The organism is Coprococcus sp. AF21-14LB, assembly GCF_003458885.1.
Classification (GTDB): Bacteria; Bacillota; Clostridia; order Lachnospirales; family Lachnospiraceae; genus UBA9414.
Genome location: NZ_QRVX01000002.1, coordinates 88,255 through 110,531 on the forward strand (window position 1 = coordinate 88,255; position 22,277 = coordinate 110,531).

The 22,277-nt window shown below is 42.2% G+C and carries 20 protein-coding genes and 1 pseudogene; 3 read left to right on the forward strand and 18 right to left on the reverse strand.

Going from position 1 to position 22,277, the window contains the following annotated elements:
• Positions 1 to 16: 16 nt before the first annotated feature.
• The 9 genes and pseudogenes from DWX73_RS01060 to yedF all read right to left on the reverse strand — a co-directional run bounded on the left by DWX73_RS01060 (position 17) and on the right by yedF (position 9,001).
• Entirely contained in the window at positions 17 to 253 is a 237-nt protein-coding gene (locus DWX73_RS01060; RefSeq protein WP_118346289.1) for a DUF3343 domain-containing protein, read from the reverse strand.
• A 2-nt stretch (positions 254 to 255) separates the two neighbouring features.
• Positions 256 to 459 carry a sulfurtransferase TusA family protein gene (locus DWX73_RS01065; protein ID WP_118346290.1) on the reverse strand — a complete coding sequence of 68 codons (204 nt, stop codon included), beginning with the start codon at positions 457 to 459 and terminating at the stop codon, positions 256 to 258.
• A 98-nt stretch (positions 460 to 557) separates the two neighbouring features.
• Entirely contained in the window at positions 558 to 1,652 is a 1,095-nt protein-coding gene (gene yedE / locus DWX73_RS01070; protein ID WP_118346291.1) for a YedE family putative selenium transporter, read from the reverse strand.
• A 15-nt stretch (positions 1,653 to 1,667) separates the two neighbouring features.
• Positions 1,668 to 2,807: an aminotransferase class V-fold PLP-dependent enzyme gene (locus DWX73_RS01075; RefSeq protein WP_118346292.1), complete on the reverse strand. Its 1,140-nt coding sequence runs from the start codon at positions 2,805 to 2,807 to the stop codon at positions 1,668 to 1,670.
• A 143-nt stretch (positions 2,808 to 2,950) separates the two neighbouring features.
• Positions 2,951 to 3,859 (reverse strand): selenium metabolism-associated LysR family transcriptional regulator, encoded by a 909-nt coding sequence (locus DWX73_RS01080; RefSeq protein ID WP_118346293.1) that lies wholly within the window; start codon positions 3,857 to 3,859, stop codon positions 2,951 to 2,953.
• Positions 3,859 to 5,775 carry a selenocysteine-specific translation elongation factor gene (gene selB, locus DWX73_RS01085; RefSeq protein WP_118346294.1) on the reverse strand — a complete coding sequence of 639 codons (1,917 nt, stop codon included), beginning with the start codon at positions 5,773 to 5,775 and terminating at the stop codon, positions 3,859 to 3,861. The genes DWX73_RS01080 and selB overlap by 1 nt, the downstream gene beginning before the upstream one ends.
• A gap of 44 nt (positions 5,776 to 5,819) precedes the next feature.
• Complete coding sequence (gene selA / locus DWX73_RS01090) at positions 5,820 to 7,226, reverse strand: L-seryl-tRNA(Sec) selenium transferase (protein WP_118346295.1); 1,407 nt, start codon at positions 7,224 to 7,226, stop codon at positions 5,820 to 5,822.
• A 24-nt stretch (positions 7,227 to 7,250) separates the two neighbouring features.
• On the reverse strand, positions 7,251 to 8,297 hold the full coding sequence (gene selD, locus DWX73_RS01095; RefSeq protein ID WP_199413517.1) for a selenide, water dikinase SelD: 1,047 nt from the start codon (positions 8,295 to 8,297) through the stop codon (positions 7,251 to 7,253).
• 99 nt (positions 8,298 to 8,396) lie between these two features.
• Positions 8,397 to 9,001: pseudogene (gene yedF, locus DWX73_RS01100) on the reverse strand (sulfurtransferase-like selenium metabolism protein YedF).
• Positions 9,002 to 9,411: 410 nt separating this feature from the next.
• On the opposite strand from yedF, the gene DWX73_RS01105 reads away from it, so the two are divergent.
• Positions 9,412 to 10,272 (forward strand): class I SAM-dependent methyltransferase, encoded by an 861-nt coding sequence (locus DWX73_RS01105; protein WP_118346297.1) that lies wholly within the window; start codon positions 9,412 to 9,414, stop codon positions 10,270 to 10,272.
• 116 nt (positions 10,273 to 10,388) lie between these two features.
• Here DWX73_RS01105 and DWX73_RS01110 read toward each other — a convergent pair whose 3' ends face one another.
• From DWX73_RS01110 to DWX73_RS01150, 9 genes are all read right to left on the reverse strand, one after another.
• Entirely contained in the window at positions 10,389 to 11,411 is a 1,023-nt protein-coding gene (locus DWX73_RS01110) for an asparaginase (protein ID WP_118346298.1), read from the reverse strand.
• Positions 11,408 to 13,414 (reverse strand): prolyl oligopeptidase family serine peptidase, encoded by a 2,007-nt coding sequence (locus DWX73_RS01115; RefSeq protein ID WP_118346299.1) that lies wholly within the window; start codon positions 13,412 to 13,414, stop codon positions 11,408 to 11,410. Before DWX73_RS01115 ends, DWX73_RS01110 begins: the two co-directional genes overlap by 4 nt.
• A 191-nt stretch (positions 13,415 to 13,605) precedes the next feature.
• Positions 13,606 to 15,219, reverse strand: a complete 1,614-nt coding sequence (ptsP, locus tag DWX73_RS01120) for a phosphoenolpyruvate--protein phosphotransferase (RefSeq protein ID WP_118346300.1) — start codon at positions 15,217 to 15,219, stop codon at positions 13,606 to 13,608.
• Positions 15,220 to 15,246: 27 nt separating this feature from the next.
• A complete protein-coding gene (locus DWX73_RS01125; RefSeq protein ID WP_118346301.1) occupies positions 15,247 to 15,504 on the reverse strand; it encodes an HPr family phosphocarrier protein in 258 nt (85 codons plus the stop codon).
• A gap of 12 nt (positions 15,505 to 15,516) precedes the next feature.
• Complete coding sequence (locus DWX73_RS01130; protein ID WP_118346302.1) at positions 15,517 to 16,260, reverse strand: DeoR/GlpR family DNA-binding transcription regulator; 744 nt, start codon at positions 16,258 to 16,260, stop codon at positions 15,517 to 15,519.
• Between the two features lie 90 nt (positions 16,261 to 16,350).
• Positions 16,351 to 18,264, reverse strand: a complete 1,914-nt coding sequence (locus tag DWX73_RS01135; RefSeq protein WP_118346303.1) for a PTS fructose transporter subunit IIABC — start codon at positions 18,262 to 18,264, stop codon at positions 16,351 to 16,353.
• Between the two features lie 26 nt (positions 18,265 to 18,290).
• Positions 18,291 to 19,199, reverse strand: coding sequence for a 1-phosphofructokinase (gene pfkB / locus DWX73_RS01140; protein WP_118346304.1), 909 nt, complete (start codon positions 19,197 to 19,199; stop codon positions 18,291 to 18,293).
• Between the two features lie 294 nt (positions 19,200 to 19,493).
• On the reverse strand, positions 19,494 to 20,030 hold the full coding sequence (locus DWX73_RS01145; RefSeq protein WP_118346305.1) for an HD domain-containing protein: 537 nt from the start codon (positions 20,028 to 20,030) through the stop codon (positions 19,494 to 19,496).
• Positions 20,031 to 20,043: 13 nt separating this feature from the next.
• Positions 20,044 to 20,895 (reverse strand): YitT family protein, encoded by an 852-nt coding sequence (locus tag DWX73_RS01150; protein WP_118346306.1) that lies wholly within the window; start codon positions 20,893 to 20,895, stop codon positions 20,044 to 20,046.
• A 138-nt stretch (positions 20,896 to 21,033) separates the two neighbouring features.
• Here DWX73_RS01150 and DWX73_RS01155 point away from each other — a divergent pair, with 138 nt between their 5' ends.
• Positions 21,034 to 21,765, forward strand: coding sequence for an SDR family NAD(P)-dependent oxidoreductase (locus DWX73_RS01155; RefSeq protein WP_118346307.1), 732 nt, complete (start codon positions 21,034 to 21,036; stop codon positions 21,763 to 21,765).
• A gap of 135 nt (positions 21,766 to 21,900) precedes the next feature.
• Positions 21,901 to 22,131 carry an HPr family phosphocarrier protein gene (locus DWX73_RS01160; RefSeq protein WP_118346308.1) on the forward strand — a complete coding sequence of 77 codons (231 nt, stop codon included), beginning with the start codon at positions 21,901 to 21,903 and terminating at the stop codon, positions 22,129 to 22,131.
• Positions 22,132 to 22,277 lie beyond the last annotated feature (146 nt).

Sequence of the window (22,277 nt, forward strand, 5' to 3'; positions counted from 1 at the left end):
AGCTCTTTACCTCTTCTTACACCATACATTCGTGCATGTCTTCTTCTTCAATTCCAACATTTTTCATCATATCCTGAATTGTTTCACGATCTGTAAGATCTGCACACCAGGACAGTCCGCACCCTGCGGAAATACTTCTCGGAACCGGAATCAGTCTTCCCGGAACACCGTGTTCTTTACATGCTTTTTCCATCGCCATTGCGTCTGCCGTTGTATGGAATGTTACAACCAGTTTTAATTCTTTCTTTCTCATAACTACTCAATTACAATTTCGAATTCAGAACCGATCTCTCTTACGGTTGTTTTCTTGCCGTGATCTTTAGCATATTTTTCAACGTTTGTTTTCTGGTGTGCTTCACTTACCAGAACTTTTACCGGACCTTTTGTGCTATTCAGCGCTTCTGCTGTCAGCATTAACGGTTCCGGACAAGAAAGACCTCTTGCATCTACTTCCTTCATAATATTTTACCTGCCTTTCCAGAATACCATAATTCCTATTACTCTTCAAGCATCATTCAAAAGCTATCTTCTCACTTTCAATATACTGCTCCCCGGATTTATTTTGCTGCTTTACGTTTGTTACCTGCTGCAATAATAAAGCAAACTACAATACAAATAATAACAGCTGCTTTTCCGTAGATAGACGGACCTCCTGCTACTGCCGGTGCATCTGCTGTTGCTGCAGAAGCTGCTGCGGAAGCAAGTCCCAGATTATGTGCCAGTGCTGCGCCTACAAAAAGTCCAAGTACTGTCATTCCCGCATCAGAAGATCCTTGTCCTGCCAGTACTAACTGACGAAGCGGACATCCCCCTGCGAGAACAGCGGCGAAACCAACTGCATACATACCGAGAATGTTCCATAAGTGCTGAGAATGTGCGATCGGCTGACCAGCGAATCCAAGATGGAATCCGCCTGTTGCGATATTAAATACAAGCATCACCACAAATAATCCGGCAATCACTGAAATTAAATCAAAGCTCTTCATTAAGATGATATCACGGATACTTCCTGCAAAACACATTCTTGATTTCTGAGCAAGGACACCGAAAATAATTCCGCCGATCAATGATGCGATGATCGGAGCATGCATACTTCCCGGACCTTTTTCGCTGACTGCAAATAAAGTTGTTCCAACACTGACTGCAAGAATTCCAAGCACGATGACCGGAAGTACCGCGCCGCTCATTGCATTCGTCTCGTATGCTCTTCCAAGGCTAAAGCCTTTCTTCAAGAAGAATGCTCCTGTCGCAACACCGCCGACAAATCCGATCAGAGCAACCCATGCATTTAAATCTCCGGCTGACATACGGATTACCATACGAAGCGGACAGCCTAAGAATACTAACGAACCAATCATAATGATCATACCAAGCACAAAACGTGTCATCGGTGAAGAACCACCTGAAGAACGATATTCTTTTGTTGCAACAGAAATTGCAAATGCTCCAAGCACAATACCGATTGTCTCCGGTCTTGCATACTGTACAACTGCTGCACTGTGCATCTTCATTGCACCTGCAGTATCACGAATGAAACAAGCAATACAAAATGCCATGTTTCCAGGATTGCCAAGCACTGCCAGTACCGCCGCTACAATACCGCAAAGAATGCCGGCAAACGCCAGTTTTTTCTTTGAATCAGATAAATTCATTGTAATTTCCTCCTCTTACTCCTCTTCTGCCAATTCTCTGATGGCTGCAATTGCAGCATCAATTTCTTCTTCCGTATTAAAATGCGAGAAGCTGAATCTGACTGCTCCCTGATCTACTGTTCCAAGAGCTTTGTGCATAAGCGGTGCGCAATGCGCTCCCGGCCTTGTAGAAATACCATATGTCATAAGGAGCTCATCGCTCACTTCAGAAGAATCATAATCAGCAATATTCAGAGTAACGATCGGACAGCGATCCTCTGTTTCAAAATCACCGTATATTTTTACACCTGGAATATCCTTTACCCCATTGTAAAACTTCCACATATAATGCTGTTCTGTCTCACGGATATGCTCCATGCCGGTATCCATAATATATTTCACACCTGCGCCTAATCCGGCAATTCCGTGTCCGTTCAATGTCCCTGCCTCAAGTGCAGTCGGCATCTCTGCAGGATGGTGCGTATTATATGTATCTACACCGCTTCCACCGCTTTTGAGCGGACGCAATTCAATTCCTTCCCGAACATAGATTCCGCCTGTTCCCTGAGGTCCCAGAAGTCCTTTATGTCCTGTAAAGCAAAGAATATCGATGTGCATCTTCTGTACATCAATCTCAAATACTCCTGCAGTCTGTGATGCATCTACAATAAAGCGGATGCCATGATCTTCCGCAATCTTTCCGACTCTCTCAAGATCAACTCTGTTACCTGTCAGATTCGATCCATTGGTACAGACAATCACTTTTGTCTCCGGACGGATTGCCTTCTCAAAATCTTCGTAACAGATGCGTCCTCTTTTATCACTCTCGATCACAGTTAATTCCACGCCCTGCTCCTGCATCTCATACAATGGCCGCAATACGGAATTGTGCTCCAGCGCTGTTGTAATAGCATGGTCGCCCGGATTGAGACTTCCTTTAATTGCAATATTCAAACTCTCTGTCGAATTGCATGTAAATGCGATTCTTTTTGCATTCTCCGCATGGAAAAGCTGTGCCAGCCTGTCCCTTGTATCATAAATAATTCTGGCTGCACTCAGCGATGCTTCATTGGCACCGCGGCCTGCATTTCCAAGACTGTTCATTGCCTGCACAACTGCATCTATCACGGCCTGCGGCTTATGCATCGTCGTTGCTGCATTATCTAAGTAAATCATGTTCATCCCTCGTATATCATTAATTTTCTATAACTTCTTCCATTCAAGTATAGCCTCTTTCCATAGCTTAGTCTAATAGAAAAGAACAATAAAGAAATGCGCCTTATAGATAAAAACTATAAAACGCATTTCTTTCTCATCGCCTATTTTTTCTTTGTATAGATTTCTTTTACAATCTTGATAAACCGTTCCGCTGAATGAGTTAAATGAAAGTTTCTGTTGTATACAACATTCAGATCCCTTCCTCCATCTTTTGATGGAATCGGAAAACTCAATAATTTTCCGGAATTTGTTTCTTCTTCCGCAGCAAGACGGGAAATAATGGAAATCGCAATCCCATTCTGTACAGATTTTTTAATTGTTTCCTGATTTCCAATACTTGCCACAATATTTAATCTATCCAATTCAATTCCAAGCTGCCTTAACTGTTTAGCCGCCTCTTTTCTCGTTCCGGAACCCTCTTCTCTTAAAATCAACGCTTCATTTTGCAGCCACCTGAAATCCTGCTCTTCTTCCTGAATTTTGCGGTATTTCTCCGTATTTGGAGTAATGACTACAAGTTCATCTCGATAAAACGGAATATATTTACAATGTTTCTTCTCAAGCACCGTACCGGTAAAGCCGATATCAACACTCCGCTTAATAATCTGCTCTACTACCTGACTGCTGTCTGTCTCAATAATCCGAAATTGCTCTTCTGGATACTTTTCCACAAATCTGGCCAGAATCTTCGGAAGAAGATACTGCGCCGGAATGGTCGATGCTGCAATTGTAATTTCCTGCTTCTCTTCCTGTTGGTCTGCACAAAACGTTTCTTCTATTTTGTGTTCCAGATCAATAATCTGTTTTGCATAATTGTATAATGTTTTTCCGTCTTCGGAAAGGCTTACTTCCTTTGTATTTCTCACAAACAGCCTCGCATCCAGCTCTTTCTCCAGAGAAGAAATATGCGCGCTGACAGTCGGCTGTGTCAGGTACAATTGCTTTGCGGCCTTTGAAAAGCTTCCGCTTTGCGCCACCTGCACAAACGCCTCTAACTGCTTCAAATTCATTAGTATGCCACCCTCTCACTTTCTCCACCGGTTTTCTTCGTTACTTTAATGCTGTCCATATATTCTAAAAGCGGTTTTGCACTTTTGCGGCTCGTACCAAACATATCCCGCACTTCTGCAATTGTAATCACACCGCCGTTTTCCTTCAGACGCTCAATGATCTTTTCTTTTGCGTTTTCCACAAATGACGAAAGCGTATACATATCCTCCGCCAGTTTCACTACTTCCTGGCGATCTACCATTCCCATGATAATGTCATCAGCAGTACCTCTGTCAATTCCTTTAAAATCAATTTCAGAAAATTTTGCAAAATCATATGCTGCCTGTTGGAATGTATCGCAAATAATTTTCTCTGCTTTCTGATACGTTGCATCCTTTTGAATCTCAAAAGTTGGCAGGCTCAAGAACTCCTGATGACGTCTGACAGTCTCCTGCTCCGCCAACATATCGATATAAAGATCAAATACATTCTGTTTAATCTTTTTGAAGAATGTCATATGGATCTCTGCTTTTTTCATTCCAGGACGATACGGATATTTCTTATGATATTCTGCAAGTGTTCCTAGAATCTTTTCTGTTCCCTCTGCTTCATCTGACCGGTGCCATACATAAATATCTTTCTTCATCGCAAATGTATAGACCGTTCCCTCTGCTTTTAATTCCTCAACATCTTCTGTCACTTCTTCAATGGAAAGCGCTGTCAGTTTTGCCAGCTCCTGGATCGTTACCATCGTATCTCCATGCTGCTTCGCATGAAGCGCAATGACATCTGCTGAAGAACCTGATTCTTTCTGCTTTAATTCTTCAATTGCGTCTTCCTGGAAACGTTTTTTCTTCTCCGGATTTGGCTCCAGTATCATACCGCCTCCGATTGTTTCCATCGGTGAATAAAAGCGTACCACGAATTTATCCCCTCGTCTGACAGCAATTTCTTCTTCCAGACGAAGCTGCACATAACCGCTCTCTCCAGGTCCTAACTCCTCCTGATCGAGCAAAATCGCACGACAGAGAATCTCACTCGTTCCTGTAAACAAATGCAGACGGCTATGATTTGTCAGGATTCTCATGGAAGATGGCAGAACATTCATTTTCACATCCAGCATCATTGTATTTTTCATACTGTTTGGAGGCGCAAGTACACATCCTCGTTTTAATTCCGATTTCTTTACATTTGACAAATTAATGGCAACTCTCTGTCCTGCATAACATTTATCTACATCCTGTCCATGTACCTGGATACTGCGGATCTTACACTCTTTTCCAATCGGATACATCATCAGTGACGTATCTTTCGCAATCGTTCCGGAAAGCAATGTTCCTGTAATAATTGTTCCAAATCCGGATATGGAAAATGCCCTGTCAATCGGCAGTCTTGGAATCGTCTGTGTATCTTTTTCTGTCACATCATCTGCGGTCAATTCTTCAATCGTGCTGATCAGTTCCGGGATTCCCTGACCTGTCGCAGCTGAAATCTTCACAACCGGAGCATGTTCAAGGAATGTTCCTTCCAATTCTTCTTTAATCTCTTCTTCTACAAGTTCAAGCCATTCTTCATCTACAAGATCGCATTTATTAATTACAAGAATGCTTTTCTCAATTCCAAGCAGTCCGAGAATATCCATATGCTCTCTTGTCTGCGGCATAATTCCTTCATCCGCTGCCACAACGAGCATAACAAGATCCATCCCAACAACACCGGCTACCATGTTATTAATAAAACGCTCATGACCCGGCACATCAATGATTCCGACTCTGTCCCCGCATGGAAGATCAAAATAAGTAAATCCAAGATCAATCGTAATTCCTCTTCGTTGTTCTTCTTCCCACCGGTCTGTATTGCGCCCGGTCAGCGCTTTAATCAGCGTTGTCTTTCCATGATCAATATGACCTGCTGTTCCGATAATAATATGCTTCATCTGATTTATCGTTCCTCTCATCTGTAATAGACGCTGATCTGCCGCTATCGATTGCAGATTCCCGTCTCTTTAAACTGCTGTACAATTGTTTTGCATGCTTTCGCATCAAGCGTTCTTGCATCCAAAAGAATTTTATCATTTAAGGTACGCCCGATCACCGGAACTTCAAGGCAGCGCATACGCTCTTCCAGTTCTTCTGTTGTGATCGCATTTGCTTTAATTGTTACCGCCATACTCGGAATCCGTTCTAGCGGAAGGGATCCGCCTCCAATCTGTGACTCACAGTGTTCCGTCTCAATCACAGCGTCAATTCCTGCATTCTGCAGCATCCGTTTCAATCCGCGTGCCCGTTTCGCCACATCTTCAAATGACTCTGTCATCATTCGAAGTACCGGAATATTTTTAATTGCTTTCTCTTCAGAGAGATATTCCTGAAGAACAACTTCCAGTGTAGCTGCCGTAAACTTATCGATTCGAAGCGCTCTTGTTAGCTGGTTCTTCTTCATCTGATCAATGTATTTCTTCTTTCCTACAATAATTCCTGCCTGCGGTCCGCCAAGAAGCTTATCCCCACTAAAGCAAACAATATCCGCCCCATTCTTCAGAGAATCCTGTACTGTCGGCTCATATGTCAAACCATATTTACTCAGATCCACAAGCACTCCGCTTCCAATATCTTCAATTAACGGAAGATCATGGGCTTTCGCAATTTCGGACATCTCTGCAATTGATACGTTCTCTGTAAAACCAACGATCCGATAGTTACTTGTATGCACTTTCAGAAGAGCTTTTGTTTCTTCCGTAATTGCATTTTCATAATCGGAATAATGTGTTTTATTCGTAGTACCGACTTCCACAAGTGTCGCACCGCTTTGTTCCATTACATCCGGAACCCGGAATTTTCCACCAATTTCCACGAGTTCTCCACGGGAAACAACTACTTCTCCGCCTTTTCCCAATGTACTTAAAATCAGCAGCACCGAAGACGCATTATTATTCACAGCCATAGCTGCTTCCGCTCCTGTCAGCTTACAGAGCAGCTTCTCAAAGTGAGAATAGCGCTCTCCTCTTTTGCCTTCTTCCAGACTGTATTCCAGATTGGAATATCCTGTAGCAATCTCAAACACATGTTTCATGTGTTTTTCTCCGATTGGCGCACGTCCAAGATTGGTATGCAGAATCGTCCCTGTAGCATTTACTACACTGCGCATATTCGGTCGATGCATTCTGGCAACATTTTCTGCTATCCGCTCCCGCAGTACAGATAATCTGTGATTTGCTTCGTCTTCTGACTCACATTTACCAATAAATGCCCGCAGGCTGTCAAGCTCCTGACGAATAGCTTCAATTACCGTATCATAACTGTAACGTTCAATCAGTTCCTGTATCTTTTCTTCTTCTAATAACACATCCACTTTAGGGATATTGCGGTATAATAAGTTTTTGTTCATTCCCTTCTCCAACTCTTTCTTTTCTTATACTAAACGAATATTCTTTCCGTTTGTCTCTTCTTCCAGTACCTGTCCTATGATAGATACTTTTGTATCCATATGCTTTTTCTCAAAATCTTCCATCACTGCATCCGCCTCTTCTTTTGGAACACTTAACAGCAATCCTCCCGATGTCTGCGGATCGTAAAGCAGATCAATATAATGCTCTTCCACTGTTCCAACGTCAATATGAGAGCCTGCATGTTTACGGTTTTTATAAGCTCCCTCCGGCACAAGTCCCATCTTCGCATAAGAAATCGCATCTTCAAAGTAAGCGATATCTTTGACACGGAGTTCAAATGTTACATGGCTTGGTACCGCCATCTCCGCACAGTGTCCGAGAAGTCCAAATCCCGTAATATCTGTACATGCATTCACATGATATTTATCCACAACTTCTTTTGCCTTTCTGTTCAGGGAAGACATGACAATCTCCGCCTCACGGATTGCACGGTCAGAAGCCATCTCGGCTTTAATCGCTGTGTTCACAACTCCGTTTCCGATCTGCTTTGTCAGAATTAGCACGTCTCCCGGCCGGCATCCGTAATTTTTGAAGATCTTTTTCGGATGAACAAAACCGGATACACAAAGACCATATTTCGGTTCATCATCCTGAATTGTATGTCCGCCTACAAGCACAGCGCCTGCTTCTTTTACTTTGTCGGCGCCTCCTTTTAAAATATCTCCCAGAATAGAAGGGTCAAGACAATTCGGAAAGCCGACAATATTCAAAGCCACCTTCGGAACTCCTCCCATGGCATAGACATCACTTAAGGAATTGGCTGCTGCAATCTGTCCGAACATATATGGATCATCCACAATTGGAGTAAAGAAGTCAACCGTCTGAATCATCGCGATATCATCTGTTACTTTATAGATTGCCGCATCATCTGAAGTTTCAATTCCAACAAGAAGATTTTCATCTTCAAATTTAGGCAACTTACCCAGAACCTGGGCAAGGGTTTCAGGACCTACTTTCGCAGCTCATCCTGCTGTTTTTGTCATATGTGTTAATTTTACATCGCGAATCATAACTCTCTCTCCTTCACAAATTCTTTTTCGCAAAACAGCGCCGGAATACAACGGTAAACCGACGCTGACGTTCACTTCTATAAAATCTAGCGAATTCTCTTATGGCTGAATGATCTTGTCTGCTCCGGCCATCTTCTCTACAATTGAATACATATTCGTCACAGATCCAACCTGAAGTTTGTCTGTCATTCCATAATAATTCAGGCATGTGCCGCATGTCAGAATCTCTACGCCCTGTGCTTCCAAATGCTTCAGGTCTTCCAACGAATCAGAACCTTCTGCAGTCAGTGTTGCGCCTCCGTTGTAAAACAGCATTGTCTTAGGAAGCTTATCAAGCTGTGTTACTGCAAAGATAAATCCTTTGATCAGTACTTTACCAAGCTCATCATTACCGCTTCCCATTCTGTCAGAAGAAATCACAACAACCGTATTTTCTCTTCTGTCCGGTGTACATACAGCTTCTTCCTCGCCCTCAACTGCCGGAGCGCCTTCCATCTCAATTGTTACTTTGAATTCTTTCTCTGCAACTTTTTCTGATGTCACTTTTCCGCCGCTTGCTGTAGCCATCTTCGTTACATTCTGTACTGCTATTTCATTATCAACCAATACTTCAATTGTCTCAGGTCCTGTCAGCGCCTGCATTGCTTTTTTTGTTTTATTACCGGAATCGGACAGTTATCTCCGATCGCATTTACTGTAATCATAAATTACCCACCTTTCATTCGTAAAAAGCTTTTACACTTATAGACATATTCTATCATTGTTTGGGTATTAGGTAAACAAGTCCGGTTATAGGTTTTTATAATATATATATATGATTTATCTATAACTGCATATTTTTAAGTGTAGCAGGATATTATGGGAAAATCAAGTTTTTTCTCCCCTCACGACCATAATCACAGCGGTTTTTGTATCCCATTGGTGTTGCCCTTCCAGATAAAGCTGCACACGTTTCTCATATCTTTGACATTCATTCCATTTCTCTTTCTGTTTCTCAAGAAGCAATTTCAAGGGATTTCTGCACGAGGAATTGTTTTTTTCTGCAAAAATTGCTATAATGAAACGATTAAAGAAATGAATTTACAAGATGTTTTACAGAAAGGAATTATAAATTATGTGGATAGCAGACGGATGGAAGGACTACGAAGTGATTGATTCTTCCAAAGGTGAAAAATTAGAACGCTGGGGCGATTATATTCTCGTCCGCCCAGATCCGCAAGTCATCTGGGATACTCCAAAGACAGACCGCCGTTGGAAGCACATGAACGGTCATTATCACCGCAGTCAGAAAGGCGGCGGCGAATGGGAATTCTTTGATCTTCCTCAGCAGTGGCAGATTCACTATAAAGAACTGACATTTAACCTGAAACCATTCAGTTTTAAACATACCGGACTATTCCCGGAACAAGCGACAAACTGGGACTGGTTCTCTGAAAAGATCCGAAACGCCGGACGTCCTGTTAAAGTACTTAATCTTTTCGCCTATACCGGCGGTGCAACTTTAGCCGCAGCAAAGGCCGGCGCTCATGTAACACATGTGGATGCCTCAAAAGGTATGGTGGGATGGGCAAAAGAAAATGCCGCCTCTTCCGGTTTGTCTGACGCTCCAATCCGATGGCTTGTAGATGACTGTGTGAAGTTTGTAGAGCGTGAGATCCGCCGCGGCAATCATTATGACGCTATCATCATGGATCCGCCTTCTTACGGCCGCGGTCCCAAAGGTGAAATCTGGAAGATTGAGGATGCAATTCATCCTCTCGTAAAGCTTTGCACGAAGATTCTTTCGGATGAACCTTTATTCTTCCTAATCAACTCATATACAACAGGACTTGCACCTGCTGTCCTGACTTATATGCTTGCAACCGAATTAAAAAGCTTTCACGGCACTGTAACCTCTCAGGAAATCGGACTTCCGGTTTCTTCTAACGGTCTCGTTCTTCCTTGCGGTGCCAGTGGCCGCTGGGAAGCAAAATAAATAAAAAAAGAAAGAACTGACAGCTCGTACAATACATGTTTCTGTCAGTTCTTTTTCTTATTCTTATTTATATGTACTTTTACCTGAAGCAGAGTTTTTGTCCGCTTCCATACGATTTACGAAAATTTCTTCCGAATACTTGGAAACAAAATATCCTGATTCACAGTCTGATAAAATGCTTCCTGTACCTGACGATAGCTCAACCCCGGAATTCCCATCAGCCACATCATTTTCGTAATTACTGCCTCCAGCGTCATGTCATAAGCTTCGATGAGATCAAAATCTTTCTTTACCTTCTGTCCAACCTCATACACTTCCATGTTACTTCCTTCATTCGCAACCTGGGTGGCCATCACAACATATTTCCCTTTTTGCTGCCATTCTTTCATCTGATGATAGAATTCTTCCATAATTGTTGCCGGAATGCCGCCCACTCCAAAGCTTTCAATTACGATACAATCATAATTTGCAAATAGGTAAGAAAGAATCTCCGGTTTACTTCCCGGAATCATCTTCATGACACAAATGCTGTCTTTCATATCATAGTAAAATTCTACCCGTTTTTTATACGGTACTGACGGAATATACCGAATAACTCTGTGATCCTGTATGACCGCCGGATACGGAAAATTAATACTGGAAAATGCATTATAGCTCTTCGCTCTCTCTTTCTTCGCTCTTGTTCCAACAATAACTTTACCGTCAAATACAATCGTCACATCCTGAGAATCATCATCTGATGCATAGATAAAACTATCCAGCAAATTCGTCTTAGCATCTGTCACGTCCATATTCATAGGTTTTTGTGCGCCGGTAATGACAATCGGCTTTGCAGAATTCTGAATCATGTACGAAAGAGCTGCCGCAGTGTAAGCCAGCGTATCCGTTCCATGGCAAATTACAAACCCGTCATAGCTATAGTAATTCTCTTCAATGGTTTTTGTCATCAATTTCCAATGTTCCGGTGTGATATTCGTGCTGTCCACATTACAGATTTGAACAGTACTGACTTCACAGACAGATTCTACTTCCGGAATATAAGAAATGAGATCTTCCGGCGTCAGTCCCGGAGCAAGTCCCTGATCTGTCTGTCTGGAAGCAATCGTTCCTCCGGTTCCAATCATCAAAATTTTCTTCATCTTTCGTTCTCCCTGTATGCAATATATTCATCTGCAAAAAGCTGCATCTCTGCCGTTGTTCTCCAGAATACCTCGCCGGCTCCTCTGTCATGACTTCCATCCTTTAGAACTCTCAGCAGAATTGGTGCATCGCTCTGATTCAATTCCTGAAGGCGCGCTGCAAATTTCTTTCCGTGATACGGCGGTACATTATTATCGCATTCTCCTGTCTGAAGATAAATCCACGGATATGCAATCTGTTTTACATTATGATACGGAGAATAACTCAACAGATATTTAAACATTTCTTCACTTTCCCGCGGATTTCCGTATTCCGTAATGTACATCGGCCCTCTGTCGTCTTCTGCAAATTGAAGCATGTCCGTGTGCGGAACAGAACCGATCACACATCCGAACAGATCCGGACGCATCGTTACAAGCGCTGATACCATTAACCCGCCATTGGACGCACCGGTAACAATCACTTCTCCCTTTCTCGTCCATCCCTCTTCAATCATCTGTTCTGCAATTCCGATCATATCATAATAACAGTTTTTCTTTAAAAGTCCCATGCCTTCTTCGTGCCATTGGCTTCCGAATTCATTTCCTCCCCGAATCGATGCCAGGATATAAATTCCCTTATCCTCTGCCCATTCTGCCACTCTAAGACCGGTACAAGGCATTTCATAAGCCGGCACTTCCGAGAAATTATACCCACCATAAGCATACATCCAGACAGCTTTACACTCCTCTGGTTTTAAATCTTTTCTTCTCACGACAAAGTAAGGAATCTCTCTTCCGTCTTTGACTGATTTTGCATAGCGCTGCTCTGTAATCACGTCCGGATGAGACACATCTGAACTCTTCAGAACAGTCTTCATCGTCTTTCCGTCAAATTCCAACAATACAGGAGGCATAACAAAAGACTGGTATTGAAAATATTTCTTTCCACCGGCGCTTCCACACACCGTTAATGTTCCGATTTCTTCCGGGAGTTTTACTTCCCTTTCCTGTACAGCCTGCTCTTCTTCCTGCAGACAGATAAGTCTCGCACACGCCGCTTTCAGGCTCATCAGATACACTCTGCCCTCAAGCATAAATCCTGAATCCAGAACTTCTTCCCCTTCTTCTCTCAATACTCTGGCATCTTGTAAAGACTTTCCCTGTGCAATGGCGATCAATTTTCCAAAAGGAGCATCTTCCTTCATAATAAAGTAGTGTTCTCCTGCTTTTGTATCAATATAGCGCATTTCTGCCGCATGATCTCCATTAATACTCCTCACTTCTTTTGTCATTTCATCATAACTGAAATATCTGGAATGGGAGTAATCACTCCAGTATTCAAACAAAATTGTATGTTCATCTGATGCCACATGCACATCGCCAAGTACAGAATATTCCCTGTCTTCAAATACACATTCGGTTACTCCTGTATCTGCATGATAAGCGCACATTCTGGAATAACTTTCCTGTGTCTTTGCATCAGAAACCGTTTCAGAATAGTAGAGTACCAAATCGGATGCAGACCACGCATAATTAAATGTTCCCTTGATCGTTTCAACAATCTCTCGCTTCTCACAGTCAATGATCAACACTGACGGTCTGGCAGCTTCATCTTTTAACCCATAAAGCGTCAAATACTTCTGCTCTTTCGGACATGCCGTCGCTGAATATGGTGTATATTCCGGAAGTGTTCCTCTCTCTGCAATGATTTCTTCTGCCTGCATATCCTGACTTAACTTCACTACAACAGGATATCCATCTTCCCGCTTTGCAGCAAGAAATCCATCTCTCCACTTAGAAATTGCACTGTACAGCGGACGTCGTTTTCCCTTTTTCAAAGCCTGAATCTTTGCTTCCAGCTTTTCTTTCTCAAACCATTCATCGGTACAGGCATTTTCTGCTTTTACCCAGGCAAGCACTTCCGGATCATGGTTATCTGTCAGCCAACGATACGGATCTTCTACCTTGTGTCCAAAATATTCTGTCTGAAAATCCTTCTTCTCACACGCAGGATAGTTCATAACAATCCACCTTTCCTTCTGTATATTCGTCTAACACACTATACTAAGCATAACATATTCCTTGCTATATTTCACTCTGGAAATCATAAAAATATTTCATTCGGAAGCAAAAGAATCCGGCAGAGCTCTTTCATTCTCTGTCGGATTCTAAATTCTCATGTAACAAATCTTTTCACTGCAGTCCGCTATTCTTATTCCATCTCCCGGATAATTTTACGGATTGGAAGTACAAAGGTAGGGGAAACAGAAAGTTCATCTACTCCCATCTCAACAAAAGTCTCTGTTAACGACATATCTGCGCCAAGTTCTCCACAGATTCCTGCCCAGATTCCTTCTTTATGCGCATTTTCCACAACCATGCGGATCATGCGGAGTACTGCCTCGTGGTGCGCATCATAAATATTGTCAAGTTTAGCATTCTGACGGTCAATCGCAAGCGTATACTGTGTCAAGTCGTTCGTACCGATACTGAAGAAATCAACTTCTTTTGCAAGAAGATCACTGATCATAACAGCCGCCGGTGTTTCAATCATAATTCCCTGCTCAACTTCGCCAAATGGGATATTTTCCTGTGTCAGCTCCTGCTTCACTTCTTCTACAATCGCTTTAATCTGATGCACTTCATTAACAGAAATAATCATTGGATACATAATTGCAATCGTTCCATAAGCGCTTGCACGGAACAGCGCCCGCAGCTGTGTCTTGAAAATCTCCGGACGGTCAAGACAGATCCGGATCGCACGATATCCCATTGCCGGATTCTCTTCGTGATCCATATTAAAGTAATCTACCTGCTTGTCTGCACCGATATCCAATGTGCGGATAATTACTTTCTTACCTGCCATATTCTGTGCAACTGTTTTATAGATTTGGAACTGCTCTTCTTCTGTCGGATACTGATCTTTCTCCAGATAGATAAATTCACTGCGGAATAATCCAATACCGCCGGCATCGTTCTGAAGTACACTTGCCACATCAGAAAGGCTTCCGATATTCGCATAAAGATTGATCTTTCTTCCGCTCTTTGTAGCAGTTTCCTTCCCCTTCAGCTCTTTCAGCATCGCCTTCTTCTCTGCTTCTTCTGCCTGAATTGTACGGTATTTCTCTAATGTTTCTTCATCAGGATCAACAATGAGTACCCCATTCTTTCCATCTACAATTCCAAGGGCACCATTCATCTGCACATCATAATCCACATTGATCAGCGCTGGAATATTCATTGTTCTGGCAAGAATTGCTGTATGGGAATTGGAAGAACCAAATCTTGTCACAAATGCCAGCACCTTGCTCTTATCCATCTGAACAGTTTCGCTTGGAGCCAGATCCTCTGCCACAACAATCACCGGTTCGTCTGCATCCATCAAACTCTCACCATGTCCTGCCAGTACCCGAACCAGACGTTCTGAAATATCTTTGATGTCTGCCGCACGCGCCTGCATATAGTCATCGTCCATTGCCGCAAACATTGCTGAAAAGTTATCGCCTGTAGATGCAACCGCATATTCTGCATTTACCTGCTGCGTCTCAATAATATTGTGGATTGAATCCAGATAGTCTTCATCATCAAGCATCATCTGATGCACCTCAAAGATTGCCGCACCGGATTCTCCCACTTCCTGAAGCGCTTTCTCATACAGCTTTTGTAATTCTTCTGTCGCTGTCTGCTTAGCTTCCTCCACTCTTCGGATCTCAGCCTCTATCTCTTCCACATGATATCTTTTTACGCTCTGGTCTGCCTTCTGCAGTATTGATATCTTTCCGATCGCAATACCGGAAAATACTGTTTTTCCTTCCAATCTATTCATTACGCAACCGCCTTTCACCGCCATTTTTTATAAGTTTTCTTCTAAAAATGTCTTTACGCTGTCGGCATCTGCTGCTTCATTATCACCTGTTACAACTACTTCGATTTCATTTCCGCATTTTACGCCAAGTCCCATAACCGCAAGAAGCTTCTTAGCGGAAACTTTCTTTCCATTAAATTCAATCTCTACTGCGCTTGAAAGAGATCCTACATGTTTCACAAGCATTCCTGCCGGTCTAGCATGAATTCCTTCGTCGTCTTTTACTGTAAATTTAAATGATACCATCCTTTTTTCCTCCTACACATGAATCATATGTTTATATTTTTTGTATTCCTGCGGTACGTCTCCGGCAACGATCATCCCGGCATCTTCAAATGCCCCGAAAGTGACACAGGATACCTTTCCAATCTTACTGCTGTCGCTTAAAATATAGCGTTTTTCTGTCTGTTCCATAGAGCATTGCTTAATCTGCGCTTCCCGCGCGTCCGGAGTTGTAAATCCATGACAGGAATCAATCCCATTGGTTCCCCAGAATCCTTTTGTAAAATGATATTTCTGCAGATTCTGTATTGCCATCTCTCCGATCAACGCTTCCGTAACTGCCTTAAACTCGCCGCCCGGAAGATATACCGTATATCCTTTCTGAACGAGCTTTCTCGCATGCATCACACCATTTGTCATGAAAACTGCCCGTTTTTCTTTCAGAAAATCAATCAGATAGCCTGTTGTCGTTCCTGCATCAAGATATACAAAATCATTCGGTTGGATCAGTGACGCTGCATATCTGGCCACTTCTATTTTCTCTTCTCTGTGAAGTTCCTCCCGAAGTATTACGTCAGAATCTTTCACAACTGCGTTCATTTCAAGCGCAATGGCTCCCCCATGAACTTTTGTAAGCATCCCACGTTTATCAAGGGCATTGAGATCTCTTCTCAAAGTAGATTCCGATGCCCCTGTATACTCCATTAATTTCTGAACAGTCATACTGCCATATTCCTGCACCAGCCGTACTATTTCTTCCATACGTTCTTCTGCAAGCATAATTTCCTCCTTGCTCCGTCTGATGTATTCCGACAGGATTTTACTGCATATCTCTATTATGCCTGCAAAATGTGTTTCTGTCAAAACAATTTAATTCATTTTTACTTCTTTTTTCAAAAGACCAAGAAGGACTGCACCAATTACCGTTCCAACTGCAAGCGCTGCCAAATACATCAGTGCATTTCCTACAACCGGGAATACGAAGATTCCACCATGAGGCGCCATCAATGTACATCCAAACAGCATGGACAATGATCCTGCCACCCCTGAACCGACAACACATGCCGGAAGGACATGAAGCGGATCAGATGCCGCAAATGGGATTGCGCCTTCTGTAATAAAGGAAAGTCCCATAATAAAATTCGTCGGACCTGATTTTCTTTCTTCAACCGTAAATTTATTTTTGAATAATAATGTAGCAAGTGCGATCGCACACGGCGGAACCATACCTCCGATCATAACTGCTGCCATAATGTTATAGTTACCTGATGCAATCGATGCTGTTCCAAATACATATGCTGCTTTATTAAATGGACCTCCCATATCAACTGCCATCATACCTGCCAGAATAAATCCAAGTAAAATAACACTTGTACCGCTCATGGCCGATAATCCATTTGTTAAAGCTGTATTCACAATTCCTACAACCGGCTCGATAATAAATGTCATAGTTAAACCGATAAACAGTGTTCCGCAAAGTGGATATAAAAGTACCGGTTTCAGACCTTCCAGACTGTCAGGAAGCTTTGAAAATACTTTCTTTAATAACTGTACGAGATACCCTGCAATAAATCCGGCTGCAAGTGCGCCAAGAAATCCTGATTTTCCGTTTGCCGCAATAGCTCCACCAACAAAACCAATCGCAAGTCCCGGTCTGTCTGCAATACTTTCCGCAATGAAACCTGCCAAAATCGGAAGCATAAAGCCGAATGCAAGTCCGCCGATCTGTTTAAAGAATGCTGCTGTCGGTGTGATTGTTCCAAATAGTGATTTATCTTCCAGTGTCGCAATGTCTACACTAAATCCGTCAATCAAAAATGCAATCGCGATCAGAATACCGCCGCCTACTACAAATGGAAGCATATGGGAAACACCATTCATTAAATGCTTATAGATTTGATGTCCGGTGCTTTCTTTTTCCACCGGCATATCTTTCTGTTTCTCTCCCTTGCTCTTGTAAATCGGCGCATCTTCAGCAGCAATTTTCTGGAGCAATTCTTCCGGCTTACTGATTCCCGCAGAAACCTGACATTCGATCACGCGCTTTCCGTGGAAACGTTCCATCGGAACTTTTGTATCTGCTGCAACAATGACACCGTCTGCCTCTCTGATTTCTTTTTCCGTAAGCACATTTTTAGCGCCGCCGGAGCCCCTTGTTTCTACTTTGATCTGATAGCCAAGTTCTTTTGCTTTCTTTTCAAGACTTTCCGCTGCCATATACGTATGGGCAATTCCTGTCGGGCACGCTGTTACTGCAACAATTTTTTTCTGTACCGCCATCTCTGGCTCTTCCACCAATTTCTGAATTTCTTTTTCCTCTGCATCTTTTTCCTTCTCTGCTGTTTCAATGATCTGAAGGAATTCTTCTTTCGATGCTGCTGCTTTCAGCGCTGCCGTAAACTCTTCATTCATCAAAAGAACAGATAGTTTACTCAATACTTCCAGATGCACATTATCTTTTGTGTTCGGCGCTGCAATCAGAAAGATTAAATCCACAGGTTCTCCGTCCAAAGCATCGTATTCTACCCCGTCTTTCACAACCATAGCTGCAAGTCCCGGTGCCGTAACTGCTGCGGATTTTCCATGCGGAATTGCAATTCCTTCTCCAACTCCGGTTGTTCCTTCTTCCTCTCTTGCAAACACCGCACTGCGATATGTCTCTTTCTCCGACAGATTTCCTCTTTTTTCCATCAGATCTACCATCTGATTCAAAACATCTGTTTTATTTTGAGCAGTTCCATTTAATTCAATACTGTCTGCTGATAATAAATCTGTAATTCTCATATAGTTAGCTCCTTCTTTCTTTAACCTTAAAAACACAATGTACTTTTTAGCGCCTCTACTTCTTCCAGTGTTGCCAGATTTTCTGAAAAGGCACTGGCGCTGCCGCTGGCAATTCCCATCTTAAATGCTTCCTTATAATTACCGGTCTGCAGATATCCCGCAAGAAATCCAGCCACCATCGAATCTCCCGCTCCTACAGAATTCACAACCACGCCTTTCGGCGCTTCACTCTCATAAACTGCCCCTGTTTCAGAAACAAGCACTGCGCCATCTCCTGCCATTGAAATCAAGACATTCCGCGCCCCCATCTCCTGAAGTTTTTTCGCATGCCGGATGATTTCTTCCCGGTTTTGAAACGTTGTCTGAAAAATCTCTGCCAATTCATGGTGATTTGGTTTAATAAGAAATGGACGATATTTCAGCACATTGACAAGCAGATCTTTTGTAGCATCCACAACAATTTGAATTCCTCTTCCTTCCAAACTTTCCAGAATATCTCTGTAGATTGTATCCGGCATCGTATTGGGAATGCTGCCAGCCAGCACGAGTACATCTCCTTCTGAAAGATGCTCCAGTTTCTCACAGAGCTGTCCGACTGCATTCGCATCAATTACCGGACCTTGACCATTGATCTCGCTCTCTTCTGCAGAACGAATCTTCATATTGATTCTGGACCATCCATTTTTCAGTTCAATAAAATCTTCTTCAACTCCCTGCTCTTTTACCCGGCGTCTGATTTCTTCTCCGGTAAAACCGGAAATGAATCCAAGCGCTGTATTATCCATTCCAAGATGCTTCAAAACGATAGAAACGTTAATCCCTTTTCCTCCCGGTAAAATCAGCTCGGAAGACGTCCGATTCACTTCTCCAGTCTTCAATACATCTACTGTAACAATATAGTCAAGCGATGGATTAAATGTTACTGTATAAATCATGGTTTTCCTCCTTTTTGATTTATTTTGATTGTTTTTAGTTGTTTTTGATGATTTAATTATATTCCCGTTTTTAGTCATAGTCAATCATTTTCAATCATTTTCAGTCACAATATTTTCAATTGATTTTTGTGCAAAATCACAATATCCGCTTTAGCAAATATCATTTTTCCATAATTGAAAGCATGTGCCGCCAGGCATACATTCAAAAAAGCTGTCCTTCCATTCTATATCCTGGAAATGACAGCTTTCTTTTGTTTTTTACTTTATAACTGATTCTTGTCAGTATTTTCTAAACTATTCAAAATTTTTATGAACAAGATGACAGTATTCTTCATATACCGGAAGTCCTTCGAATTCTTCCCGCAAAACATCCCGGATTCCTTTATAATACCATCCGATGATTTTCTTATCTTTCATCCGAAACCGCTCCCACAGCTTCTCGCCGCACTCAGGATAATCTCTGTCAATATCCCGCATATTCGACAGCTTATCTGCCAGTGCGATCATTTTATGCTCTCTTGTGGCTGATTGTAACTGACGGATTGTAGCGCTTTTACGCTCCATCCAGGTTTTTGACTTATCTTCGCTTTCCTGAAGCACAAGCTCTGTTACCCGATCTCCGAATTCTTTTCGCAAAACTTCCTCCGTCACTTCTTCACAATCTTCAATCGTATCGTGAAGAATTGCTGCACTGATAATCTCCTCATCATCTGTCATTACCGATACAATCCTGCCTACTTCCAACGGATGCACAATGTACGGACGTGTCGTCCCCTTGCGAACTTGTCCTTCATGCGCCCTTGTCGCAAACGCAATTGCCCTGTCTATCATCGTTTCTATCCCCTTATTTTTTCGTTCTGTTCCATTCACCAATGACTTCACTTACCATGGAAACTGTCACAAACGCTTTCGGATCTGCCTCGTGAATATATTTCAGCAATTCTCCGTACTCAGGTCTTGTCAAAATTGTGATCAGTTCTACCTTATCTTGATTGTCATAACCTCCCTTTGCCGGATACAAGGTTACTCCTCTTCTCATCTCCTGCACAATGTACTGCTGTATCTTCTTATATTCTGACGAAAGAATACAGACTCGTTTCTTCACATGGAACCCATCAATATAATGATCCAGCACGATTCCATTGAAGTATGTCGCAAGAATACTGATCACAAGTGTCTTCGTATCATACACAAGAATCGAAGAAAACGCCGTTACCATTCCGGCAATTGTCATCGCCTTTCCAAGCTCTATATGAAAATACTTATTCAGAAACTTGGCAATGATATCGAGACCTCCGGAAGAAGCGTTGGCATTAAACAGCATGGCAAGACCAATGCTGACGATGAGCACATAACAAATTGTGTTAATAATAATCTCATCTGTCAGAGGCTTCGGATCCGGGAACAAAATCTCAAACACTTTCAGGAAAACCGGAAGCATGATCGATGTATAGATCGTCTTTGCTCCAAATTCTTTCCCGATAAAAATAAATCCCAGAATCAAAAGCAGCATGTTCAATACCAATGTCATTGTCGAAATCGACAGCGGAATAAAATTCGAAAGCACCAGTACAAGACCTGACAAACTTCCTACAACAAGCTGGCACGGTATCATAAAAAAGTATACTGCTCCCGCTACAATCATGATACCAAGCGTAATAAATAAATATTCTTTCATATTTATCTTTGATTTCATAACAGCTTTTCTCCTTTTAGTTTTATTCATTTTACTCCGTTTATTGTAACATTTTTTCTCCTGTCCCACAATGAAAATCAACCGAAATCCGCTGAAATATGATACAATCAATTCAGATTATATGTTAGGAGAATGATTATGCATCAAAAAACAGTTTTTATCAGCGGCGCCTCTGAAGGAATCGGACGTGCGGCTGCTCTTATCTTTGCCGAAAACGGCTATCATACATTTTTAAACGCCCGGTCAGAAGAGCGCCTGCTCTCACTTCAGGAAGAGATTACTTCCAATTTTCATACTGGCTGTAGCATCTTTCCGGGAGATATCAGCAATCCGGAAACCGTTCGCACTATCTTCACTCAAATAGAAAATACTCATCTTGGGCTAGATGTTCTTGTGAACAATGCCGGAATCGCATGGATTGGACTATTAAGCGATATGACCGACGAAGAATGGAATCGCGTTCTTAATACAAATCTTTCTTCTGTATTTTATTGCTGCCGCAGCGCCATTCCTATAATGCTCCGCCGAAAATCAGGCAAGATTATTAATATTTCCTCTATGTGGGGAACTTCCGGCGCTTCCTGTGAAGCAGCCTATTCTGCATCTAAATCAGGTGTCAATGGTCTTACAAAAGCGCTTGCAAAAGAACTTGCTCCAAGCAATATTCAAGTAAATGCCATTGCCTGCGGCGTAATTGACACAAAAATGAATAGCCAATTATCAGAAGAAGAGCGCGAAAGCCTTTCAGAAGAAATCCCGGCAGGATATTTCGCTTCTCCATGGGAAGCAGCAAAGTTTATCTTCCACACCGCTTCTGCCCCTTCCTACATGACAGGTCAGATTATCGGATTTGACGGCGGATTTCTTTAAATTGTTAGAATATTCTATCTTTTTCACACTTTATTAACATTTTTACTATTGACTTTTGCTTTATTCTGCTTATAATTAGACATAACTGTTTCCTATCCGGATATCGTTATATTTTTTTGAAGGAGGGTTCATTCCATGCATTCTTACAAAGTACATTTTAATAATGCAGAACAAGTATTTGATTTTGTAACAAAAATTCGTAAATTTGATTTCGACATGGATTTAAAAGCAGGATGCCGAATTGTAGATGCCAAGTCCATTGTCAGCGCTGCAGCGATCAGTGATGCTTCTGAACTTACACTTCAGATTCACGCAGATGATTGTTCGGAAGTTCTGGACTGTATTAGTCCATACCTTGCAGCATAATATATGTAGTTTTTCTACTCTCCCCCTATTTTATTAGGCAAACCAAACGGGCTGTCGGGAAATAGATAGTTCCAAACAGGGCAGATTTGACTCACATGAGTCAAATCTGCCCTGAAACTTTTCGTTAAAAAGAAGAAAAGAATGGC